Source organism: Phocaeicola vulgatus ATCC 8482 (assembly GCF_000012825.1).
GTDB lineage: Bacteria > Bacteroidota > Bacteroidia > Bacteroidales > Bacteroidaceae > Phocaeicola > Phocaeicola vulgatus.
Map to the genome: position 1 here is coordinate 36,204 of NC_009614.1, position 23,014 is coordinate 59,217.

Below are 23,014 nucleotides of genomic sequence, written 5' to 3' on the forward strand. Positions count from 1 at the left end.
ACCGTAATTTATTTATTGAACCCACTCTCAGGACATTCATAGTTCGAGATTTCCAACCGGAAGCGTTTCATATCCTCCAACTCGTGTACCGGACGTTCTATGCCGGCCGGAACAGGCATCCCTGAGAAAGTCTGGAAATAAAGCAGACAAGCATCTTTCCACCACACGGCGTCACGCATCTGGATTTTCAATTTCGACTGCACTTCCCCGAACCGGCGTGCATCTACAAAAGGTTCCACACTGTCCCATACTTCCTGAAAACCACGTACCTGCCGCACACCTCTATCGTATGCATGGCACAACTCCCCCCAAAGCGTACGTCCGCTTTTCATCTGATGATGCCAAGGCACATGATGGAACCAAAGCAAATAAATCTCGGGACAAGTTGCCTTGTCATTGTAAATCTGACGAAGTGAATCGGGATACTGAGAAACGGCATCACTCCCTTTGCTGCTACGGTCGAAACCGATTCCCTCCTTATCTGCCTTATGATAATAAGAAGGTAACCAGTCCGGACGAGCACCGGGCACACTACACCACGGTTCAGGCCCATAATGGTGCCCCCATGCAAACTGATGATGCAGCCCCAACGGCATCATATAATTCACCACCGCCTCCCGGCTCTGCAACATCATCTCTTTGACCGGACGGACAAATGCCGGCTGGGAAGTAAACGTCTGCCGCAACCACTCATCCGCAATCCGGTCTGAAGTCAGCGACGGATTCCATGCCAACCGCCCGAAAGCATACCAGTTGGCCTGCGCAAAATGGTGTCCGCACCAATTCACATCCGTACCGATGTTTGCCACACCCGCAGCAGCTTTTAACCTATCCGGACGCACCTCGCCAAAAAACTCCTCCCATAAAGGAGCCAAATAAGCCAGATGATTGGAAAAGCCTAAATACTCCTGAGTAATTTGAAACTCCACCATCATGGGAGTCCGCTTCATGGCTGTGAACAAAGGGCTGTAAGGTTCGCGAGGCTGGAAATCTATCGGTCCGTTCTTTATCTGTACTATTACATTGTCATGAAACTGCCCGTCCAAAGGCATAAACTCCAAATAGGCCTGCTTGGCACGGTCACTGTCGGTAGGACTATAGACAAACGCCCTCCACATCACGATTCCTCCGTAGGGTTTCAACGCATCCGCCAGCATATTCGCTCCCTCGGCATGAGTACGCCCGAAATCACATGGTCCCGGCTGCCCCTCCGAATTGGCCTTTACCAAAAAGCCGCCAAAATCAGGTATCAACGTATAAATTTCTTTCACTTTCCGCCTCCACCACCGGATGACCTCCTTGTCCAACGGATCTGCCGTATCCAACTTGCCCAACTGGATAGGAGATGCAAAATTAACCGATAAATAGACCTTTATACCATAAGGCCGGAAGACATCAGCCAATGCCTTGACTTTCTCCAGACTGGAGGTTGCCAGCACTTGGGGCGAGGCATTGACATTATTCAGCACCGTTCCATTAATACCCACAGAAGCATTGGCACGGGCGTATGCCTCGTAACGTGGTGACAAAGTTCCGGGAAGTTCTTCCCAATTCCACAAAGAACGACCGGCATAACCACGCTCCACCGTACCATCCGGATTATCCCAATGGTTCAAGATGCGAAGATCATACACAGGTTGTTCAGTAACCGACAGAGGTACTGTGACCTGCCCCGCCGCCTGCATACGCAACAGACAATAAACACCATAAAGTAATCCTGCCTCGGTGGATGAAAGAATACGGACCTGATGTTCCGAAGAAGTGATGGCAAACCCATCCCCCTGCCCTGTCCTCTTTTTCTCCAAAAGTACAGGCTCTCCCTTCCAGGCGTTTTTCAACTCAGCAATGGCAATGGCTATGGTGGGTGACACTTTTCCTTTATATATAACTTCCACTTCCGCACCTTCCGCCGGGCGCATCACCGGCAACCACAAGCGGCTGCCGTCTTCTTCTGCCGGACAGGCATTGTCCGGTCGTGTACCGGCTTGCAACATTCCTGCCGCCAAGCACCCGCACATCATTCCTATCCAAACTGTCAATCTGATGTTTTTCATTGTCCATTCAGTTTATTTCTCCGGCAAGGAGATTCGTCCATAAACAAATAACTATCCTCATAACCGCCATAATCCACCACAATCTTTTCAAATACGATGGCAGGCTCCACCGGTTTCAGAACCAATGTATAGGTTCCGTCCGCACGGTCGGGCAGGCTCAACTTCACCCGGGTCTTCACCACCCGACGGGCCACTGTGGGATACAGTACGCGATATACATTATCCGGATGCTCGTTCAACTCCGCATTGAAACAGACAGTCTGCTCCTCCCCTCCTTCAAAACCTACTGTGTAGCGATGACCTTCCCGTCTGAGGAAGGGCAGGGTGGATTTCACAATGACATACACATTTACCGTATCTACTTTTTGCGGTATTTTCATTTTATAAGAGAGCGAAGCTCCCTCAGCAGACTGTGTATAAGGCATCAAAGCCACTCCGCTCAGCGTACGTCCCATGTGCGGTATGACTGTCCAGGCAGTTTCCGGTGCCGCGGATGATGCAAAATAATGCTCCGCCTCCATGGAAACCACCCCTTTGTCACCGGCAAACAAATACCCTCCTACAGCCTGTTCCGGTTGCTCTATCCGGTAAACTTCCGGCAAACGGTCGGCAGGGAAATCATCGTTCCACGAAGTATAGCCTATATGTTTCTGCGTCATCATTCCGTTCCACTTGCCTCCCGACATTTCTTCGTTGTATTCCCTGCACAATTCCGCATCGCGCCTAAACGCCTTCTCCACCTTGTCGGCCCACTCATTCGCCTGCGGATTGTTCTCCTGGTACAATTTGTGATTCATGGCTTGTGCATAGTACATTTCATACAGATTGGCCATCGCCTGCACAGGAAAAAGAATCAGTTGGCGATAAGCATCCCTGTAAGCGGCCTCCAGTTTCAAATACTGCCGCAAGGCTTCCGCCTCCAGCTTCACATATTCATCGGCCACCTGCCTCCATTCCCCCGAAGCCAAGTGATAAGTATCCTTATCCAGCATCTCGGGAGTCACGCGTCCATTGTACTTGCAATACAGGTTCAGGATACGCATGGCCTCATCCGCCTGTTCCTCACCGAACTGCTGCGCACAGAACGCTCGTGTATGCTCCAACAGATTCCCTGCCGCATAGCGTTCCGGATTCCAAGCCATATTCATAAAAAGAGTGATAGGATACTCCATCGGCTTCAAATCACCCACATTCAATATCCAAAGCTTATCCACCCCATAGCTGTAAGTCAACTGAAGCTGTTCCCACATATTTTGTATAGGAGTTACATTCAACCATTTGGAATTACGGGGAGCCCCCACATAATCTACATGATAATACATCCCCCATCCGCCGGAATGCTTCCGCTCCTTTGCATCCGGCAACCGGCGCACATCCCCCCAGTTGTCATCACTCAGCAACATAATCACATCATCGGGCACACGGAGTCCCATGTCATAATAGCGTTGCACTTCTTTATAAATAGCCCATACCTGCGGACGTTTCTCCGGCGCTTTTCCCGTCACTTCCTTGATAATGCGACGCTGATTCCGGAATATCTTCTCCATCAGGCGCATGTTTTCCTCATCACGCGGCACATATTTGTCATCTTCTCCTTCCTTTCCACCCATCGGAGTATCACCGTCACCTCTCATACCAATGGTAATCAAATCTTCCGTATCGGCCGCACGCTCCATACCTTCACGGAAAAAACGGTCAATCACTTGCTGGTTGGAAGCATAGTCCCATGCCCCATATTCGCTGCGCTTCCTCACCCATTCCTGATGATTGCGTGCCATAGGCTCATGGTGTGAGGTTCCCATTATAATCCCCATCTCATGGGCGGTCTTGCTGTTCTCCGGATCATCCGCATAAAAACTCCAACCCCACATGGCAGGCCACATAAAGTTACCGCGCAGACGCAAAATCAGTTCGAACACACGGGCATAAAAACGATGATCACCATAATTCGTGCCATAAGTGTGTTTCACCCACCCGGTCAGGCAAGGAGCCTCGTCATTCAAAAAGATACCCCGATACTTTACCGCCGGTTCTCCCGCCGTATAACTTCCACGCATCATCGAAAGATTCTGCCGGGGCATCACCGGCACATCCACCCAGTCGTACCACGGCGAAACACCAATCTGTTCCGAAAGCTCATAAATCCCATAAATCGTTCCGCGTTTGTCACTTCCCGCAATGACAAGCGCCTCATTCACTCCGTTCAAGGGAGCAGACACCACAGTCATCAGGTATTTCTCATTCTTGCCCTCCAGCAATGAAGCATCTATCTTTTTCGCCTTTACCAATTCCCGGATATAACGGCTTTTCAACGTACCTACCATAATCATGCGCTTTACACCGGGAGTATAGCATAACCCGGCAGTCCGGCCACTCACCCGTTTAAAGTCATTCTGAAGATTCCTTACCGCTATCATCACACCGGCATCCTCCTGCTCGTCCACCAATATTTCATTGGCCACTCCGTTTTCCATCAGAGTGAAACGGTCGGGAGCCAGCCGGTCAAAAGTAATCCCTTTATGATCTATAGCTCCTACATTCAGGCACAAGGTGGAGAACAAGAATATCCCCACGCATTTTTTTAGTTTCATTCTATTCACTTTTTAGTTACCGTATTCAAAATAATCTATATCCACATATCCTCCCAAATCTTTAGTAGCATAATTAAAAATAGCAAACTTGCTTCCCATAAAGAATTTGGTATAATCAAAAACCATTTTACAAGGCTCCCCTATTCGTTTCCACGTTTTCTTGTCATAACTGTAGTAAAAAGTGGCTTCATCTTTTTTATCGGCAAAGTCGCCCTCCATACGAAGATAGACCACCTCTTTTTCACAATCTATGCGTTCCTTCTCCAGTACTTCCACAGCAGTCACCCTTTTTTCCCGGTCCGAAAGACTGACAGACTGATGTGACATCACCCACTGCTTTTTCCCGTTCTCCATGACCACAGCCAGCACTCCGGACAACCCATTAAAAGCACTGAAGCCCGCAACATCCCCTTCTTTCATCTTCGAGACATCCATAGCTACCACACCGCTGCATTTCGGCCCGCTCATACGCTGGGTCAAGGTATTGGGAGCCAGAAACAGATTATCCACCACCCTTCCGGTCCTCAACCGCAGGAAACCCGGACGCTCTGTCAGCGACCAGCAATCGTCCAACGGATTATGGTTCCACTGCCAGTTCAAGCTCAACCGGCCGGTGTCGAAATCATCACTTCCCATGATACTTCCTTTACACTCCTCTCCGGAAGCAGGCATCTCCATACACTCGGGCACACGTCCGTCCGCATCACCCAGTATCGGCCAACCGTCTTCCCAGCGGCAGGGCATCAATGTGGGCACACGCCCTATGCCGCCCCTATCCTGAAAAATAAAGCCATACCAGTTTCCGTCAGGAGTATCGACTATACAGCCTTGTCCCACGCCACCATATCCTTGAAATTCGGTTTCTAAAATCACCTTTTTCTCATACGGACCGGTTATCTGGTCAGCACGATAGCACACCTCACGACGCAACCGTCCGGGAATGCTCCAGTCCATGGAAATCATCATCACGTAATATCTGCCGTTATGCTTGAATGCCTGACTTCCTTCCAGAAGTCCCTGCTCGTCGGCATCCCGCTCGAATATCTTTTGGTCTATACCTCCCGGCTCCACATCGCTCAGGTCGCTCTTGAGCTGACGAAGTTGTCCGGTGCCATAAAACAGATAGACTTTGCCGTCATCATCAAAAAACAAAGAAGCATCATGATGATGAGGCGGACGGGAGACTAATGTCCATTCGCCCGCCGGATCTTCGGCGGTATAGATATAACCACGATGAGGTTCATCATTGGGTGAGAACCATACATAGAACCGTCCGTCATGATAGCGGATGCTGGAGGCCCATTGTCCGCGACCATATACCGTGCCTTCCTTCAAATCATAACGGGGCAAGTCAGTAAGCCGTTGAAACACATAACTGATCGTTTCCCAATGCACCAAGTCCTTTGAACGCATCACCGGACAACCCGGCATCAGGTGCATGGTGGTGCTTACCAGATAGTAATAGTTTCCCACCCTTATCATGGAAGGGTCAGGTACATCCGCCTCAATCACCGGATTATGGAAGATTTCCCGTTGTTGTGCAAACGCCCCCGACAAACCAATGAAGCAGGTAATAATAATAATGATCTTCTTCATTTCTTTTTCTACTTTCTATTTTTGAACAAATGAGGCACGAACCGGTACAAGCAACGACGCCATGTCAACCACTCGTGTGCCGTGCCCTGCGATTCGTAATAGTCCACATGAATACCTATTTTGCGCAAAGACTCTGCCAGTTTTCGGGTACCGAACCGTTCTTCCGTTCCGCATCCCAAAAACAAGTAATGTACCTGCTTGTTAAACTTGCCGGCATCAGCAAACACACCGTCAAAGCAAGTCTTCACATCCAGTCCGAAGATAGCACCGCTGAATGCGCCAATATACGAAAACTTGTCCAGATGAGGCAATGTGGTAGTGAAAGTCTGATGACCACCCCATGACAATCCTGCCATTGCACGATGTTCACGATCAGTATAAGTCCGGAACGTCCTGTCAATCATCGGTATCAAGTCCTCCAGCATCACCCTGTAAAAAGAGGCACCATACAAAGCTCTCTCCTCATTCACATCCTTCCCTTTGCGAGGAATGAAAGGAGCTTCCACATCCCCACTGTCCATCACAACAAGCATCGGCACACATTGCCCGGAGGCTATCAGGTTATCCATAATATGTTGCATACATCCCTGTGCCGACCAGCCCGTCTCATCCTCGCCCATGCCATGTTGCAGGTAAAGTACCGGATAACGTTTTTTCACCTTGGTTTCGTATTCAGCCGGAGTATAGACCATGCAACGGCGGAATTCCTTTTTGGCTTCCGAATAATAAGTACACGAGCGCACCTGCCCATGAGGTACTCCCTGCTGAGGACGATAGTAATCACCTTCCACTCCCTCGGGAACCTCTATCCCACTCGCCATACGGCAACAACCAAAGAAAGTGTAACTGGACGGATCGGCCACCTGCACCCCGTCCGCTATCAAAAAATAATAATGGAATCCTACGACCAACGGATCGGTCTTTACTGTCCAAAAGCCATCCGCGTCCTTCTGCATGTCATACTTCTTACCGCAACAGTCTACCTGAAGCCTTCCGGCTTGCGGAGCATAGAAACGGAAGTGGGCGCAATGCTCCTCGTCCAGCCGCGGATACTCGTAACCCGGAATATTGGTAGATGCGGCCTGCGTCCTGTCTTTCACCTCTTGCTCTGTCATTTCCTGCCGGCTGAATTTCCACCAGTCAAAATGAAACAGTTCACATCCTTTCCTGCCTTTGAACACAAAATAGACATCATGCACACCCGTCACAGGAACCGTCACATCCGCCTCTATACTTGTCCAACATTCCCATCCTCCGGTATGAGGAACCCTCATTTCAGCTATCAGCGTTCCGCCGATGCTGTCGGTCCTGATTTCTATCCACCCGCCGCGAAGGGCACTGGCAACAGACACACAAAGACACTTGGGCAACAAATCTTCAAAATCCACCTCGCGTACCTTTATATAATCCCCGTCATGAATTCCGGATACATACACCCCCGTCTTTGCATTCCATTCCGACTTTACTCCTTCGGAGAAAGCTATCGTTTCCGCCTCCACACGTTGATAAGGAGTCAGTGTGCCTACCGGCGACACCCCTTCTGTCGTCGCATTAATTATCGGGAAAGTACCATCGGGGTTGTAACTGAACTGCTCCACTGCCACGCTACGTCCGAAACCACCCCCACCGGGTAATTTCCCGGTGTGATAAAAGAAATAAGAATTACCTTTATAATCCGTCACTCCACAGTGATTGGTAAACGAACCGGTATCTTGCAACGGCATAATTTCTCCCATATACTTCCAAGGTCCTGTCGGAGTGTCACTCATCGAGTAAGCGATGTGTTCGGGTACTCCGCCGGCTGCATACGACAGATAATATGTACCGCCACGCTTGTGCAACCACGGACCTTCCGTATAGATGTCCTTGTATTTCTTTCCTTTCTCCCGTTTGTCCGGCCCCGGAGAACCAAAACTCTCTATAGTCTGCTCCACCTTGGACACCTCACCATCCAGCGAAACCATATCGGCATTCAGCTTGGCATAGTAAACATTCGGATTTCCCCAATATAAATAAGCCTGCCCGTCATCGTCCACAAAAACCGTGGGATCAATAAAATCCCAGCTACCTTCGTAAAGCGGTCTGCCGATAGCATCCTTAAAAGGGCCGGTAGGCGAATCACCCACCGCCACACCGATAGCCATCGTGTTTGTCAACTTGGAATGCAGACACACATACCAATAGAATTTCCCGTTGCGTTCGATACATTGCGATGCCCAGGCACGATCGTCCGCCCAGTCGAAAGACTCGATGGCAAGCGGAGAACCGTGATCGGTCCAGTTCACCATATCTTTAGTAGAATAGACGCGCCACTCTTGCATCCAGAAAAAATCGGCATGGTCCTCATCGTGTCCCGTGTAAACATACAAGGTGCCATCGTGCACCATAGGTGCCGGATCAGAAGTATAGCAAGTCTGCACAATCGGATTCTGCGCCTGCAACACTCCGGCAAGCAACAGGGACAAGCCACTCATCATACATTTCCGGATACCGGATAAATCACATTCAAGTTTCATATTCATGGTATTAAATTCACAAGGCTGTTTTTACGTTCCGTTCTTCACTGCTCAACAAGAGCAAAGGTAAGGACATTCGCCTTATATCGGAGTGTAACCATGTTACATAGTCCTTTTTCCATGTTACAAACCTGCCCGATATGGCACAAAGTACCGAAATTACTCCTTATTTATTAGGCTATATATTCTTTTTTGAATTATTTTTGTGCACCTGAATTTACTGGGATATTTATATTATGATGAAACATACGATTCTTATACTATTTCTTTTTCTGTCTTTGTTGTGCCACGGACAATCGTACAAATTCTTCACAACAGACAGGGAACTTTCCAGCAGTCTGATCAACAAAATATATCAGGACCGGAACGGCATGATATGGATTGCCACCGAAGACGGACTGAACCGCTATGACGGAGCCAAGTTCATCACCTACAAGCATGACCCGGAAAACGAGTACTCCCTCTGCCATAACTACGTACGAGTGCTGTACGAGGACAGCAAAGGACGGTTGTTCGTAGGAACCTATAACGGTATACAGCTATACGATCCGGAAACCGACAGCTTCAGCGCGCGAGCGCAATGGGAAGACGGAAAGACTTTTGACAGCAATATCATGTCCATTCTGGAACGTAGGAACGGAGAAATATGGGTATCGGGAAACAACTTGTGTACCATAACCATCACACAGGGGAAACTGACTGCACACAAACTGGACTTACCTATCCCCACCCAAATGACAGACTACATGATAGAGGACAGACAACACAATCTTTGGGTAACACAGGGTGAGAATGGTATCTACCGCCTCTCTGTGGACAATAAAAGCAAGCACTTTCTGAAACAAGAGAAGGGAATGACCATTGTGGACCTCTATGAAGACAACTACGGAGACATCTACCTGGCAACCATAGGCAAAGGATTGCTGAAATATAACCAACCAGCAGAAGAGTTCATTCCTATCCTTTATAAAGGAAAACAAAACCTGCCTATCAAATCCATCTGCCAGATAAGCCAAAACGAGCTTTGCCTGGGCACGGACGGGAAAGGCACCAAGATTTTCAACATCCCCAAACAGCTCATCACGGATTACCCTTTTGATAATAATTACCTCGACTCCGGTACCTCCAAAGTACACTCCGTCCTGAAAGACAATGCAGGAAACCTATGGATAGCCATTTACCAGAAAGGGGTTATGATGATTCCCGCACAGCCCAACAGTTTCAAGTACATAGGCTACAAATCAATAAACAAGAATATCATCGGCTCCAACTGTATCACCTCACTCTGCCGCGACCACAAAGGCATATTATGGATAGGTACTGACAACGACGGCATATACGGCATCACCACAGAACTGAAGCAAAAAGTCCATTATGCCCCACATGACAGCCCCTCTTCGGTTCCTTCCACCGTTTTCGGCCTGTATGAAGACTCTGAACATAATCTGTGGTTCGGATCCTATACCAACGGACTAGGCAGACTGGATAAGAAAACAGGACAGTGCAGCTATCTGCAGAATCTGACAGACAAGAATGGAAACCGTATCCAACGCGTGTATGATCTGGTTGAAGACCAGGACAAACGACTCTGGATAGCCACCATGGGAGCCGGACTTTTCTATTATGACTTGAAGACAGGACAGTCTGTATATGACCCTAAATTCAATGCTGCCACCAAAAAATATAAATGGATAAGCTGTCTTTTGTACGCCGGTGACAACCACCTTTATGTAGGAACGTATGACGGAATAAGATGTATAGACCTGAGCACCGACGACTTCAAGACTGAAGAAATCCTATCCAGACACATCATCCACTCCCTTTATGAAGACCCCCAAGGCAACATCTGGATAGGCAATTCCGAAGGACTGGCAGAATGGAATCCCCAAACCCAGCAACTAAAGACCTACACCACCGCCCACGGACTATCCAGTAACGCCGTATATGCTATCAAAGGAGACGGGCAGGACAACTTATGGATAAGCACCAATGCCGGAATGTCACGTTTTAATCTGAATACCCACACGTTCAGCAATTTCTATGCAGACGACGGTCTGCAAGGAAATGAATTCAGCAAAAACGCCTCTTTTGCCGACCACAACGGCATACTCTGGTTTGGAGGTACAAACGGAATTACCTATTTCAATCCTCAAGAGATTACGAATCCCGCAAAAAAATGGAACGTACGCATCATCGACTTCTATTTGCACGACCAACCCATAAGGAAAGGAATGTTGTCGGGCGGAAAAGAAATCATAAACACCTCCGTCTTTGAGGCCCGGGATTTCCACTTGTCACATAACGACAACGCTTTCAGCATCGAGTTCTCTACCCGCGAACTAAATAATTCCGAACGTATCACGTATCTATATACCATAAACAACACCCCCTGGGTCAAACTTCCCAAAGGAGTCAACCGAGTGTCATTCAGCGACCTTCCCCCCGGCGATTATCATTTCCGGATCAAAGCCGAAGATTATCTGCTGGAATCCGACACCGATGAAATCACCATTCACATCGCACCGGCATGGTGGGCATCGGGCTGGGCCATGCTGATCTATGCCTTATTGGCAGTAGCAGCCGTCTATGGCATCATCCTGCAAATGAGACACCGTTACCGCATAAGACAGGAAATGATGCAACATATCCATGCCGAACAGATAAACGAAGCCAAGCTACAGTTTTTCATCAACATCTCCCACGAAATACGTACTCCGATGTCACTCATCATCAGTCCTTTGCAAAAACTGATGACAAACGATACAGACCACGAACGGCAAAAGAACTACCGCATCATCTGGCGCAATTCCGAAAGAATCCTGCGGCTGGTAAACCAATTGATGGATATACGCAAGATAGACAAAGGACAGATGTCACTCGTTTTCCGTGAAACCGAAATGACCGGATTCATTAATGATTTGTGTGAAACCTTTACAGAACAAGCGAACAAAAAACAAATTACTTTGCAGTTCCACCACGAGGGCGCCGACCACTTAAAATTGTGGGTGGACCCGGTGAACTTCGACAAAATTATCCTGAACATCCTGTCCAATGCCTTCAAATTCACCCCCGAAGGAGGCAGTGTGGACATACGGCTACGCACCGGTAAGGACTCCACCCTGCCGAAACCATTGCAACAGTATGCCGAAATCACCGTGACCGACAGCGGAATAGGAATCGCCCCCAAAGAAACAGAACACATATTCGAACGCTTTTACCAGATACGGAATAGCCAAAACAACTCAAACATAGGCACCGGTATCGGGCTGCACCTCACCCGCTCACTGGTGGAACTTCATCATGGAGACATCCGTGTAGAAAATAATCCGGACGGACAACCGGGATGCAGCTTTATCATCCGTATGCCTCTGGGATGCGCCCATCTGCGCAAAGAAGAAATGGAAGCCGACAAAGCTCCTCTCTTCCACACTCCGGCTCCGGTCCTCCCTGTTCCTTATGAAACCGAGGAAGAAGAAAACGGAAAAACACGAACCAAAACGAAATACAAAGTACTGGTGGTAGAAGACGATGAAGATATACGCCGCTATATCTGCCGTGAACTGGCAAGCGATTACCATACCCTGGAAAGCTGCAACGGCAAGGAGGCACTGGAAAGCATCTTCAATAAAACCCCGGACTTGGTAATAAGTGATGTCATGATGCCCGAAATGGACGGACTTACCTTATGCCGCAAAATAAAGCAAAATGTGAACCTGAACCACATCCCGGTAATACTGCTCACTGCCAAGACACGGGAGGAAGACAATCTGGAAGGTCTGGAAACAGGAGCCGACGCCTACATGACCAAACCTTTCCATATAGAGATATTGAGGAAAACGACCGCCAACCTGATCCGCAGTCGTGAACGGCTACGCAATACCTATACCGGACAACAGACCCAAGGGGATAAGGTACAACCAATAGAAGTACAGTCCCCCGATGACAAACTGATGGAACGAATCATGCGGGTCATCAACGAAAACCTGAGCAACCCGAACCTCACCGTGGAGATGATTACCACCGAGGTAGGCATTAGCCGCGTGCACTTGCACCGTAAACTGAAAGAACTGACCAACCAGACCACACGGGATTTTATCCGGAACATCCGACTGAAACAAGCGGCAGAACTGTTGTCGAAGAAACGGTACACCATAGCCGAAGTGGCGGACTTGACCGGATTCACCAATCCCAACAATTTCTCGACCGCTTTCAAGGATCTGTACGGAATGCCTCCCAGCATGTACATGGAACAGCATTTGAAACAGGATAAGAATAAGGAAGAGAACTGAAAATAATTTCCGGTTCTCTTTTCCACCAAGTACAGACCCAGTTTCCGCCGAATGCAAACTTTGCGGATACAATGGTATGAACAAATACACTTTTCCTACAAAACACTCTTACATATACCTATTTCACGAACCTTTCTTCAGTCCATTCAGTCGGCATAACTCACTATTACACAATGCATAAGGCTGACAGTAGTCCTTTCAGTCTGCTATCAGTCCTTTCAGCCGATGGAAAAATATTTCCCAAGCTCTTTCCTTACTTCAAAACATATCCGACAGGAACAGACAGACCCCATATCCACCAATCGCAAACTACAAGCAGCAACAAGCTGTACAAGTATCCTTTACCAGCCTGATGAATACCCTAATTCCTCTGTAAGCATTCGGCCTCGTGCGTGTTTCTCTCCAAGTTATAATAAAGTCAAAAGCCAGACGAAGCATGTCTGGCTTTTGACTTTATTATAGCTTTCCTGTTTATCCTTTCCAATTAAATGGCAGTAAATCGGTGTAATCGTTTTTCTCTTCTCTTTCTTTCTCCTGTACCCTAATCAGCACGTCCTGCATCCATAGTTTTGGGTTCACCTTATTTTCCCTACAGCATCCCATCAGTGAAAAGAAAATTGCCGCTGCATGTGCTGCCTCATGTGATCCGGAGAAGAGCGTATTTTTTCTGTTTAAAGTCAACGGCCTTATAGAACGCTCCACCGGATTATTGTCAATGCAGAACTGTGCGTCATTGACATATCCGGACAGTTGTTCAAAGCGTGTGTACATATAGAACATGGCCTTGGCAATAGGCGATTTATCGACCGTATGTCCATATTCCTCCTTGCACCATTTTTCCAGTTCTTTGATAATAGGGTACGATTTTTCCCGGCGAAGCTTTACCACCGCCTCCCCTTCCAGATGTTCCATTCTGATTTTCTCCTCCACGGCATACAGTCCGCCTATTTGTCCAAGTGCATGCCTTGCTCTGGGAGGGTCATTTCCTTCCGCTTCCACAAAGTTGCGCCTGACGTGCGCCCAGCAGCACAGATGCAACTTTCCGGGTAGCGTGTCGAACTTGTCATATACTGCAAAGCCGTCACTCTGTACCACCCGGACCTGTCCTGCCAGCAGTGTGTCTATTCCGCTGCTGCCACGGCCCTTGTGATATTCAAAGAAGGGGGTATGGAACCGGGGCAGATAGAAGTTCCACATATACCCGCGGTGAAGAGCACCGGGCCGGTCGCTTTCAAGTACGGGATGGGGTGTCTCATCGGCCATGACGTAATAGCTGTCCTTGACCAGTTCACGAAGTTCATTATAGATTGGTTCCAGACGCTGTGCGGCAGCCATCATCCAGTTACTTACGGTGGAAGGACTCAGATGGATTCCTTCACGCTCAAAGATATCCAGCTGTCTGTGCAGAGGCAGGTGGTCGTAATATTTGGCGGTAGCAATGTGGGCCAGTACACTTTCCGAGGCATTGCTGTGGGGATGTGCCATTACGGGCATGGGAGCGGTTATGATACGACCGTCGGCGAGCCGGTATTTAGGACGGATGATGCGTTTCACATAGAATCGGGCGGGGCTGACAGCATACTGTTCGCTCACTTCCTCTCCCAGCTTCGTCGCTCCCTCCAACGAAAGGCCTTCCGGCATGGGAATGATAATCTCCTCACGGGGAAGGGACGGGTCGATGGGCTTACGGGCGTGGGGAGTGATCTTTTTCGTGAAGCTTTTACGGAAACGATTGTAGCCATTCTCCGATGTGACGGATTTCCCAGCGGTTTTCTGTTCTTCCGCTACCGGGTCATTGACATCGGACGGAGACTCGAAACAGATGCTCAGCTGGCCGGCATCTTCGGGAAGATGACGTTTTTCACTGGATTTACCCCATAAACGGCGTGTCAAGTCAGCCAATTTCCATCTCAGATCGGCAATGACGGCTGTACAGGCCGAGATTTCTTCGACCTGGCGGGAATACTCCTGCAAAGAGGCTTCGTATTTTCTCTGAAGTTCCGCATGCTCCTTTTCAAGGCATTCATGTTCCTTGCGCAACTCTTCGTACTCTTCCAAAGTAAGGGTAATAACCGGTTCTTTCACTGTACATCCACTTTTTATTATGTGGCAAAGTTATCAAAATAAAACTGCACGGCTTATAGAATGGGGAATTACTTTTCAACTGTTTTCCGATACTTTTTAACAGTAAGCAGCTCATTCAGGCGATTCCAGGAAATTTGAAGAAAATCCTTCTTCCGTTCCTCCTTTTTCAAGAGGAAAGAACCGCGATTCAGACGACGGCATTCCAGACGGTATTCGTCGTCGCACCGATAAAGGATATGCAACCTGCTACGGGAGCGGTCGGGAAAAATATGACAGCTCTGCTCTGACACGCAGGAACCTGTGTGTCGGATGACCTCGCCACAAAGACCGTCAATACCTTTATGGAAATTACAACCTTGGGGATAAAGGTAATAAGACCAAAAAGGACTGCTGCGGAAAAGGCCAAGACCTAAAGGGAGAAGTAGGTCCTGAGGGGAATGGATACCAAGGCTGGAAGACGAAACTTTATAACGACGGCCGCCATCAAATATGAAAAGAACAGAATCAAAATGGTTAGACTCGGAAAAGAGAGTACGTAGTTTATCACTTTCGCTAGAAAATTCTAATACTGAACACATAATGGATTAAGATTATAATGAAGCCACAAAGGTAGGAAGGAAAAGAGGGGAAAAAAACACGCACGAGGCCGAATGCTTACAGTGATAAAACTTACCCACCTAAGTGAAACAGTAAATTTATCAGAAGGAAGCCACATACTCATCAAACTGAAAACATATATTCTATGGGAAGATGATAACCTACCCAGCAGTCCATACCATAAAAAGACCGCCGCTTCTTCCATCAGAAACAGAAAGAAACGGCGGGTACTCTTAAAAAACAAAAAATCAATCTCTGTATCCCGGATTCTGATAAGCGTCTTTTTCCTCCTCTGTCATTTCCATGCCATCCAACTGTCCTTGTGGGATAGGACGGAGATAATGGAACGCTTCGATGGTACGGCTGTAAGTCTGCGGATTGTGATCACCCTTGCCTCCACAAATCACGTAACTGTCAGCATATTCGTTCCATTTCTGAGTACGAACCAAGTCGAACCAACGATAACCTTCGCCATAAAACTCGCGGCTGCGTTCATCCAGAATATAGTTGATGTCAATGGTTGCCGGAGTGGCGGCTGTCATTTCAGCACTGAAATCACGATCCACTTCCTTGTACTCGGCATTGCTGTAAGTCCAGCGACCGGCACGGGCACGAAGCACGTTCACCAGGTCACGGACAGACTTGCCGGCTTGTGTGGCAGCTCCTTCTACGGCAGCTTCGGCAGCAACCAGATAAAGTTCGGAGAATTTGGCGATGTTATACGGACGGGTACTTCCCGCATTGGGCTGTCCTGCTCCGGAGCCGTTGTCTGTACGATACGGGCCGAGTTTCCAAAGACCGGGATATACATAACGGCCTACCGCATCCAGTCCCAATACCCAGTCGGGACGACCGGGCAACGTACCTGCTCCCAGATTGCTTTTAGAACCTTCTCCTGCATAGTCTATCTTATCCATATCCTGGAATACGAAAGAGAATATAGGTTCACGTTCTTTCACTTTCATTCCGTTGGCATTGGTCACCGATTCCCAGTTCTGTCCGGCTGTAGACCAGTTGCCGCGATAAACAGTAGTAAAAGTACCGTCGTAACGGGAGTCGTTCACCTTGTCGGCAAACGTCTTGGTAAACACACCCAACGGAGGAGCCATACGGGTCCAAGGGCGGCCATAACACTGCTCGGCAATACGGTTGATGACAGCCTGATTATCAGCCGAACGCGCGTCGGTATAGTTCCAGTTCATCATCCATCCGGCAAAGTTATCGGGAGCACCACCGCCACCGTAGCTCAGGCTGCCACCATTATAATACTCGTCTTCCTGCGTATGGTCTGCATAGAGCAGGATTTCCATGTTACGGTCATTGGGTCCGGCATTCACCATCCAGAAGCTTTCCTGCAAGCCGAAAGGACCGGGGTTCTCGATAGCAGTAACCGCCACATCGTATGCCTGCTGGAAGTACCATGCCGCATCGTGTCCGTCGGGGTCCGTACGCTGGCACTCGGGATAAGTAGGAATGTTATTCGGATTCTTCAGCCACCAGGCATAAGTCAGATAAGCCTTTGCCAAGTACAGGCGGGCAACGGTCTTGGTCACTCCACCCGTCACACGAGGATTAGCGGGCAAGTTCTCGATAGCGGTCAGCAAGTCGGGGAAGATGGCCTTGGTGTACACTTCGGGCACGGTATTGCGCACGGAGGTACGTGAAGGAGTGATATTGAACTTCAGTTCGCCGGAACCTAGGTCCAGAGGCACTCCGCCGAAGGTCTGCACCAACAGGAAATAATCGAACGCACGGAAGAAGCGGGCTTCGGAAACCAATGATTCATTGACTCCTACTTCGGCACCGTTCTCTATCACTCCGTTAGCGGTGTTGATGTTCGAGAAAGCGGTTCCCCACAAGGCGTCGGAACGGCAAGTCGTGGCAGTCAGGTTGCCTACTCCGGACAGGTCGGCATCCTTGAAGTTACCATCGGCACTCCATCCCCAGGTTGCCTCGTCGGTTCCCGTCAGACAGGAATTATAATAATAAGCTTGTCCGTAAATATAGCGCAAGTGTGCATACATAGAGGTCACACCGCCTTCCACTCCCTTTTCTGTCTTAAAGAAAGTAGGATCATAACTGCTGCGCGGCTGCTCGTCCAGAATGTCTGAACAGGATGCTGTCAGGAACAAAGCCAGTGCGGCTGTTCCCAAAACTCTTATTTTTGAAAATATAGGTTTCATAGTCATGCTTTCATTTAGAATGTTAAGTTAATACCGAATAAATAGTTACGGGTGGACGGTGAGTTAGTACCTACTGTCAGGAATCGTTTCTGAATACCTTCTGTCACAGCTACATTCTCGTTACCGTAAGAGTTGGTTTCGGGATCCAGTCCGGTTTCTTTATGGAAAGGAGAACAGATAATGAACGGATTCTGCACGGACAGGTAAGCACGCAGGCTCTGTATGCCCATGCGGGTCAGCCAAGCCTGCTTCTCGAAGTTGTAGCCCAGCGTAATGTTGCGTACTTTCCAGTAAGAAGAGTCAAAATAGCCCAATGTGCTTCCGTATTTCGGATTGTCACCACTCTGGATACCACCCGGTTTCGGGTACTTGGCCCCCTTGTTCTCCGGTGTCCAGTAGTCTACATCCACTTGTCCGCGACGACCGGTCAGCATATTCAGGTAACCGTTGCTGTGGTGCAGTGTACTGATCAGCTTGCCTCCGCAACGGAAGGCGGTGATAACGTTCAAGTCAAAGCCTTTATAGGCCACGCGAGTGCTGAAACCTCCTTGGAATTTAGGTTCCAAGCTGATAATCTGACGGTCTTCGGGACCAATGGCGCGGGTCGGCTTGCCGCTGGCATCACGATCACCGGTATATTTCACTTTGATCATACCTTCATTGCCACCCGGCTCCAGAATGTCCAAGTATTGGAAATCGGGATCATCACTGTTCCATAAGCCTACTTTTTCATAGTCGTAGATACAGTCGATGGGATGTCCTACAAACCAGTTGTTCGCTTTATCATCTTTGGAACCCGAAGCCAGTTCGGTAAGTTTGTTACGGTTGGCAGACAGGTTGAGGCTTGCCTCCCATGTCCATCCGTTATGGTTGTCCAGAATCGTTCCGTTCAAGGTAAATTCAAAACCTTTATTTTCCGTCTTTCCCACATTAGCCATATAGCTGCTTACTCCCGAAGTGGAAGGAAGGCTTACGCTTTGCAGCAAGTCGGTGGTTTTCTGAATGTAATACTCAAATGTACCGGACAGGCGTCCTCTTAGCAAGGTGAAGTCCAGACCGAAGTTCCATGTAGAAGAGTATTCCCAACCCAATTCGGCATTAGGCAGTTCGGATACATAGTAACCGGTGACATAGCCAGTAGGACCGAAGTTATAAGGACGGGTTGCCAAGCGTCCCCAGGTCTTATAAGGATCAACAGCCTGGTTGGAGGTCTGTCCGTAACCTACACGCAGTTTCAGGATATCTATCCAGTCCACCTCGTCCATAAACTCTTCCTGACGAATGTTCCATCCTGCCGATACGGCGGGATAAGTGTGCCATTGGTGTCCCTTTGCCAAACGTGAAGAAGCGTCGGCACGTACAGTCGCCATCAACATATAGCGATTGTCGTAAGTGTACATCACACGACCCATCCAAGACATCAGACCGCTCTTCTGATAGTTCCAGTTGTCGGGGTTCACCGTAATGGTGCCTTCCGCACGCCCGATGTTATAGAACTGGAAATATTCGGCAGGAATATCCCGTCCGGCAACGTCCGAACGTGTATAGACAGTCTGTTCGGCAGAGTACATACCGACAACATTCAGCTGGTGCTTTCCAAAAGTACGGTCGTAAGTCAGCAGGTTCTCCACAGTCCAATTAGTCGTTTCCGAGTGGTTCAGCGAAGCGGTGGACGGAGTGTCTGCCGTAGTGCTGTTGATGCCTTCGCCAGTGAACGATCCACCTTTAGTAGAACGATAGTTCAAACCCAGGTTGACACGGTATTTCAAACCTTCCATCCACGGGCATTTCACTTCGGCAAACAGGTTATTGTACGTACCGAAGCCTTCGGTCTTGCTCAGCCAACTGTCTTCCAATTCTTCCACAACGCCTCTGGTCAGTACAAATGACTCATCCTGACTGTTGTATTTCACGGTACGTTTCAATGTGCCGTCCGCATTATAGGGGTCGGCGATAGGAGACATGGAAAGTACACCATACAGTCCGATATTGGAACCTTTGGTGACGTTATAGTTGGTATTGTTCACCAGTCCGAAGCGGAAATATTTTCCCACACCCTGATCGAAAGAACCACGCAGAGAGTAACGGGTATAGTTCTGAGTAGGAATGACACCTTGATCCTTATAGTAAGCCGCGCCAAAGCTATAGCCTCCACCGTTGGTACCACCGGACACGCTGACATCGTGGCTGTTTACATAACCGTCTCGTAACATCAAGTCCTGCCAGTCAGTATCCACATCGTCCGACTCGTCCACCGAATTCTCGAACTTGCCTGCTAGTTTACGCATTTCGGCAAACTTGCTACCGTTCATCATGGGATATTTGGAAAATACCTTCTTCATACCTGCATACCCATTGTAAGTAAACCGGGCGGGACTACCCTGTGCCCCTTTGTGTGTAGTGATCAGGATAACACCATTGGCACCACGCGAACCGTAGATAGCAGTAGAGGATGCATCCTTCAAAATATCCATGCTCTTGATGTCACCGGGGTTGATATCGGACAAATTACCCATAAAGGGGATTCCGTCCAATACCACCAACGGGTCGTTACTGGCGTTCAACGAACGGGTACCACGGATACGGATCTGCATGGAAGCACCCGGTGCGGAAGAAGTCTGCGACATATCCACACCTGCCACGCGGTTCTGCAAAGCGTATGTAATATTGGTGGCAGGCATCTCACGCAGCTTCTCTCCGCCTACCGATGCAATAGATCCGGTCACATCACTCTTGCGGGCGCTACCGTAACCAATCACCACCACTTCTTCCAAAGCTTTGGAATCTTCCTTCAATGTAATCTTTAAAGAACTTTTTCCCGCTACCGAGATTTCCTCGTTCTTGTAACCGACAAAACTCACCACCAACACGGCGTTTTTCGATACATTCAATGCAAAGTTACCATCAAAATCGGTAATCGTACCGTTGGTAGTGCCTTTTTCCAAGACACTGGCTCCGATGATGGCTTCACCACTTGTGTCCTTTACTACACCTTTTACCATCACGCTCTGTGCAAATGCCCACAAAGGAATGAGACAGAATAGAAGCATCAGCCCCACCGGCCTAAAATTCATAGCATTTTTCATTAATACATTAATTTAAGTTATACAAAAAATCAAACAGTCATTTATTTTAAGGTAGCATACATGCCTATCGTTGTTCCAGTAAAGCCTCCGGCAGTGGCCGTTGACAGATACCCAGCGTCCACATTCCTGCACAACACGTACCACACACCTTCCTGGCGAGCATAGTAGAAATCATAATGTGTTCCGCGCGAAACCACCTTCAGGTCGGTAAGCACTCCTCCGTCGTCCAAGCGAACGGAAGCCAGCACCTTACTTTCCCCATCGCCTATCTGCCTGAGGGAAATACATTCACCTTGATCATCCCTGCCTACAGCTAGGAAATATTGATGCTTTTCGTCCTTGAACAACAATATGCCCGCTTGCTCCGCCTTGCTCTGCGGACAGAACAACATACGTGTGCTGCATTCGAACTTATGATGCTGCAACCGGCGGCATATAAAAGCCGGCACCTTCTTTTCGGAAGCACTGACTGAATCACATTTCAAAGTGAGATAACCCGGAGTCTGGGAAAGCGAGTAAAGTCCGGTAGCAGGAGCACGCAAAGTCATCCATTCCATACCCAATGTTTGTCCGTCGAAACCGTCATTCATTTCAAAGTTTCCGAAGGTGGCAGATTCGTCACGCTTCACTCCTTCGCGGCGAACAATGACTGGCACCAGATCATCCCCCTGCGTCATATAGGGGAAACCATCCTCACTCCACTTAACGGGCATCATAAAAGTCTCACGTCCTAAATTCTCGAACGTGTTGTTTATGGGACGGCAAGCCAGAAAGACTGCCCACCAATCCCCTTCCCGGGTTTGAACCAAGTCGGCATGTCCAGCGCACGTCACCGGATTAGGACGCTCCGCATCCAACTGACGCTGGGTCAGAATAGGGTTGTTCTTCCACGGTGTGAATTTGCCCGTCGGAGAATCACCACGGAAAATCACTTCCGAATGCCATCCGGCTGTTCCACCCTCGGCAGACATCAAGAAGTAGTTCCCGTTTATTTTATAAAGGTGCGGACCTTCAATCCAGATGGGCTTGTCCTCCGGACGAGCTCCCTTGTTCACCAGAATCTTGCGCGGCCCCACCGTCTTGTCCGCATTCACATCAAATTCCTGCACACGGATGGTACGATGTCCGCTGTATTCAGGCTTGTTGTCCGGCGCGTCATCATTATTGACAAGGTAGGCCTTCCCATCTTCATCGAAAAAGAAAGAGGGATCAATGCCTGTCACTTCGGGCAACATAATAGGATCAGACCATTCGCCAAAAGGATCTTGTGTCTTCACAAAGAAGTTTCCAACCCCTACATTGGTAGTAACCATATAATAAGTCTTGTTATGCGGGTTGTAGGATATGGCCGGGGCAAAAATCCCTCCACTTACGTGTTGCCCCTCCATGTTGACTAATTGAGAAGGACGATTCAAGATATGCCCCACCTGCTTCCAGTTCACCAAGTCCTTGCTGTGGAAAAGAGGCACACCCGGATAATAAGTAAAGGTGGAAACAGCCAGAAAATAATCACCTTCACCATTGGTGCAAATGCTGGGATCGGAATACCATCCCGGCAGAATGGGATTATAAAAATAATCATCTCCCGGAAGCGGATTGGAAATATAGACATCATCCTCACCTTTATAATTAAAGTAATCGAAAAGAGCGACAGACTTTCCTACAACTGGCAAATCATTTCCTTTCTTGATCGAACTACATGAGGTAAAAGAGGAGCCCAGCACCCCTAAAGCGATCAGCACGCCCGACCATCTTTTCAGCTTTTGTTTTTGTTTCATTGTCTTTCTAGTATTATAATTGACCAATTCCTTTACGGATTTCAGACGCAAATATAGAAAGTGTCGCCGAATATAAATTCTCTGCATGATACACGCATCTTTCGTAGAGTTACATCTTGCTTCAAACGTGTTACATGAATCTTTACTTGCGTTACAATACACACATAACACATTATATTACAACAAATTACATTCACACCACCAGACATTATATTTGAAGAGCACAGATATAAACAGAC

At 48.4% G+C, this 23,014-nt stretch carries 10 protein-coding genes; 1 reads left to right on the top strand and 9 read right to left on the bottom strand.

The annotated features are described in order from the left end of the window. Positions 1–8: 8 nt before the first annotated feature. The 4 genes from BVU_RS00160 to BVU_RS00175 are packed head-to-tail and all read right to left on the bottom strand — an operon-like array spanning position 9 to position 8,757. The gene (locus BVU_RS00160) at positions 9–2,054 is read right to left on the bottom strand and encodes an alpha-glucuronidase (RefSeq protein ID WP_011964593.1); all 2,046 of its coding nucleotides are present in this window, start codon (positions 2,052–2,054) and stop codon (positions 9–11) included. Next, positions 2,051–4,645 (bottom strand): glycosyl hydrolase 115 family protein, encoded by a 2,595-nt coding sequence (locus BVU_RS00165; RefSeq protein WP_011964594.1) that lies wholly within the window; start codon positions 4,643–4,645, stop codon positions 2,051–2,053. Before BVU_RS00165 ends, BVU_RS00160 begins: the two co-directional genes overlap by 4 nt. A 12-nt stretch (positions 4,646–4,657) precedes the next feature. Continuing rightward, positions 4,658–6,241 (bottom strand): glycoside hydrolase family 43 protein, encoded by a 1,584-nt coding sequence (locus BVU_RS00170; protein WP_011964595.1) that lies wholly within the window; start codon positions 6,239–6,241, stop codon positions 4,658–4,660. A gap of 8 nt (positions 6,242–6,249) precedes the next feature. Then, positions 6,250–8,757, bottom strand: a complete 2,508-nt coding sequence (locus tag BVU_RS00175) for a family 43 glycosylhydrolase (RefSeq protein WP_032945992.1) — start codon at positions 8,755–8,757, stop codon at positions 6,250–6,252. 236 nt (positions 8,758–8,993) lie between these two features. Here BVU_RS00175 and BVU_RS00180 point away from each other — a divergent pair, with 236 nt between their 5' ends. Then, a complete protein-coding gene (locus BVU_RS00180; protein ID WP_032945988.1) occupies positions 8,994–13,046 on the top strand; it encodes a hybrid sensor histidine kinase/response regulator transcription factor in 4,053 nt (1,350 codons plus the stop codon). A gap of 471 nt (positions 13,047–13,517) precedes the next feature. On the opposite strand, the gene BVU_RS00185 is transcribed toward BVU_RS00180, so the two are convergent. The 5 genes from BVU_RS00185 to BVU_RS00205 form a co-directional block, all read right to left on the bottom strand. Continuing rightward, positions 13,518–15,131 carry an IS66-like element ISBvu4 family transposase gene (locus tag BVU_RS00185; RefSeq protein ID WP_005839678.1) on the bottom strand — a complete coding sequence of 538 codons (1,614 nt, stop codon included), beginning with the start codon at positions 15,129–15,131 and terminating at the stop codon, positions 13,518–13,520. 68 nt (positions 15,132–15,199) lie between these two features. Then, positions 15,200–15,709 (bottom strand): IS66 family insertion sequence element accessory protein TnpB, encoded by a 510-nt coding sequence (tnpB, locus tag BVU_RS00190; protein ID WP_008671451.1) that lies wholly within the window; start codon positions 15,707–15,709, stop codon positions 15,200–15,202. A gap of 267 nt (positions 15,710–15,976) precedes the next feature. Further along, positions 15,977–17,911, bottom strand: coding sequence for a RagB/SusD family nutrient uptake outer membrane protein (locus BVU_RS00195; protein ID WP_011964599.1), 1,935 nt, complete (start codon positions 17,909–17,911; stop codon positions 15,977–15,979). Between the two features lie 14 nt (positions 17,912–17,925). Next, positions 17,926–20,997: a SusC/RagA family TonB-linked outer membrane protein gene (locus BVU_RS00200; protein WP_011964600.1), complete on the bottom strand. Its 3,072-nt coding sequence runs from the start codon at positions 20,995–20,997 to the stop codon at positions 17,926–17,928. Positions 20,998–21,038: 41 nt separating this feature from the next. After that, positions 21,039–22,775, bottom strand: a complete 1,737-nt coding sequence (locus tag BVU_RS00205) for a glycoside hydrolase family 43 protein (protein WP_008782291.1) — start codon at positions 22,773–22,775, stop codon at positions 21,039–21,041. Positions 22,776–23,014 lie beyond the last annotated feature (239 nt).

Coding starts and splice junctions, on each gene's coding strand:
- BVU_RS00200 (WP_011964600.1), bottom strand. CDS start 20,997: ATGAAAAATGCTATGAATTTTAGGCCGGTGGGGCTGATGCTTCTATTC.
- BVU_RS00160 (WP_011964593.1), bottom strand. CDS start 2,054: ATGAAAAACATCAGATTGACAGTTTGGATAGGAATGATGTGCGGGTGC.
- BVU_RS00205 (WP_008782291.1), bottom strand. CDS start 22,775: ATGAAACAAAAACAAAAGCTGAAAAGATGGTCGGGCGTGCTGATCGCT.
- BVU_RS00170 (WP_011964595.1), bottom strand. CDS start 6,241: ATGAAGAAGATCATTATTATTATTACCTGCTTCATTGGTTTGTCGGGG.
- BVU_RS00195 (WP_011964599.1), bottom strand. CDS start 17,911: ATGAAACCTATATTTTCAAAAATAAGAGTTTTGGGAACAGCCGCACTG.
- BVU_RS00180 (WP_032945988.1), top strand. CDS start 8,994: ATGATGAAACATACGATTCTTATACTATTTCTTTTTCTGTCTTTGTTG.
- BVU_RS00175 (WP_032945992.1), bottom strand. CDS start 8,757: ATGAAACTTGAATGTGATTTATCCGGTATCCGGAAATGTATGATGAGT.
- BVU_RS00165 (WP_011964594.1), bottom strand. CDS start 4,645: ATGAAACTAAAAAAATGCGTGGGGATATTCTTGTTCTCCACCTTGTGC.
- tnpB (WP_008671451.1), bottom strand. CDS start 15,709: ATGTGTTCAGTATTAGAATTTTCTAGCGAAAGTGATAAACTACGTACT.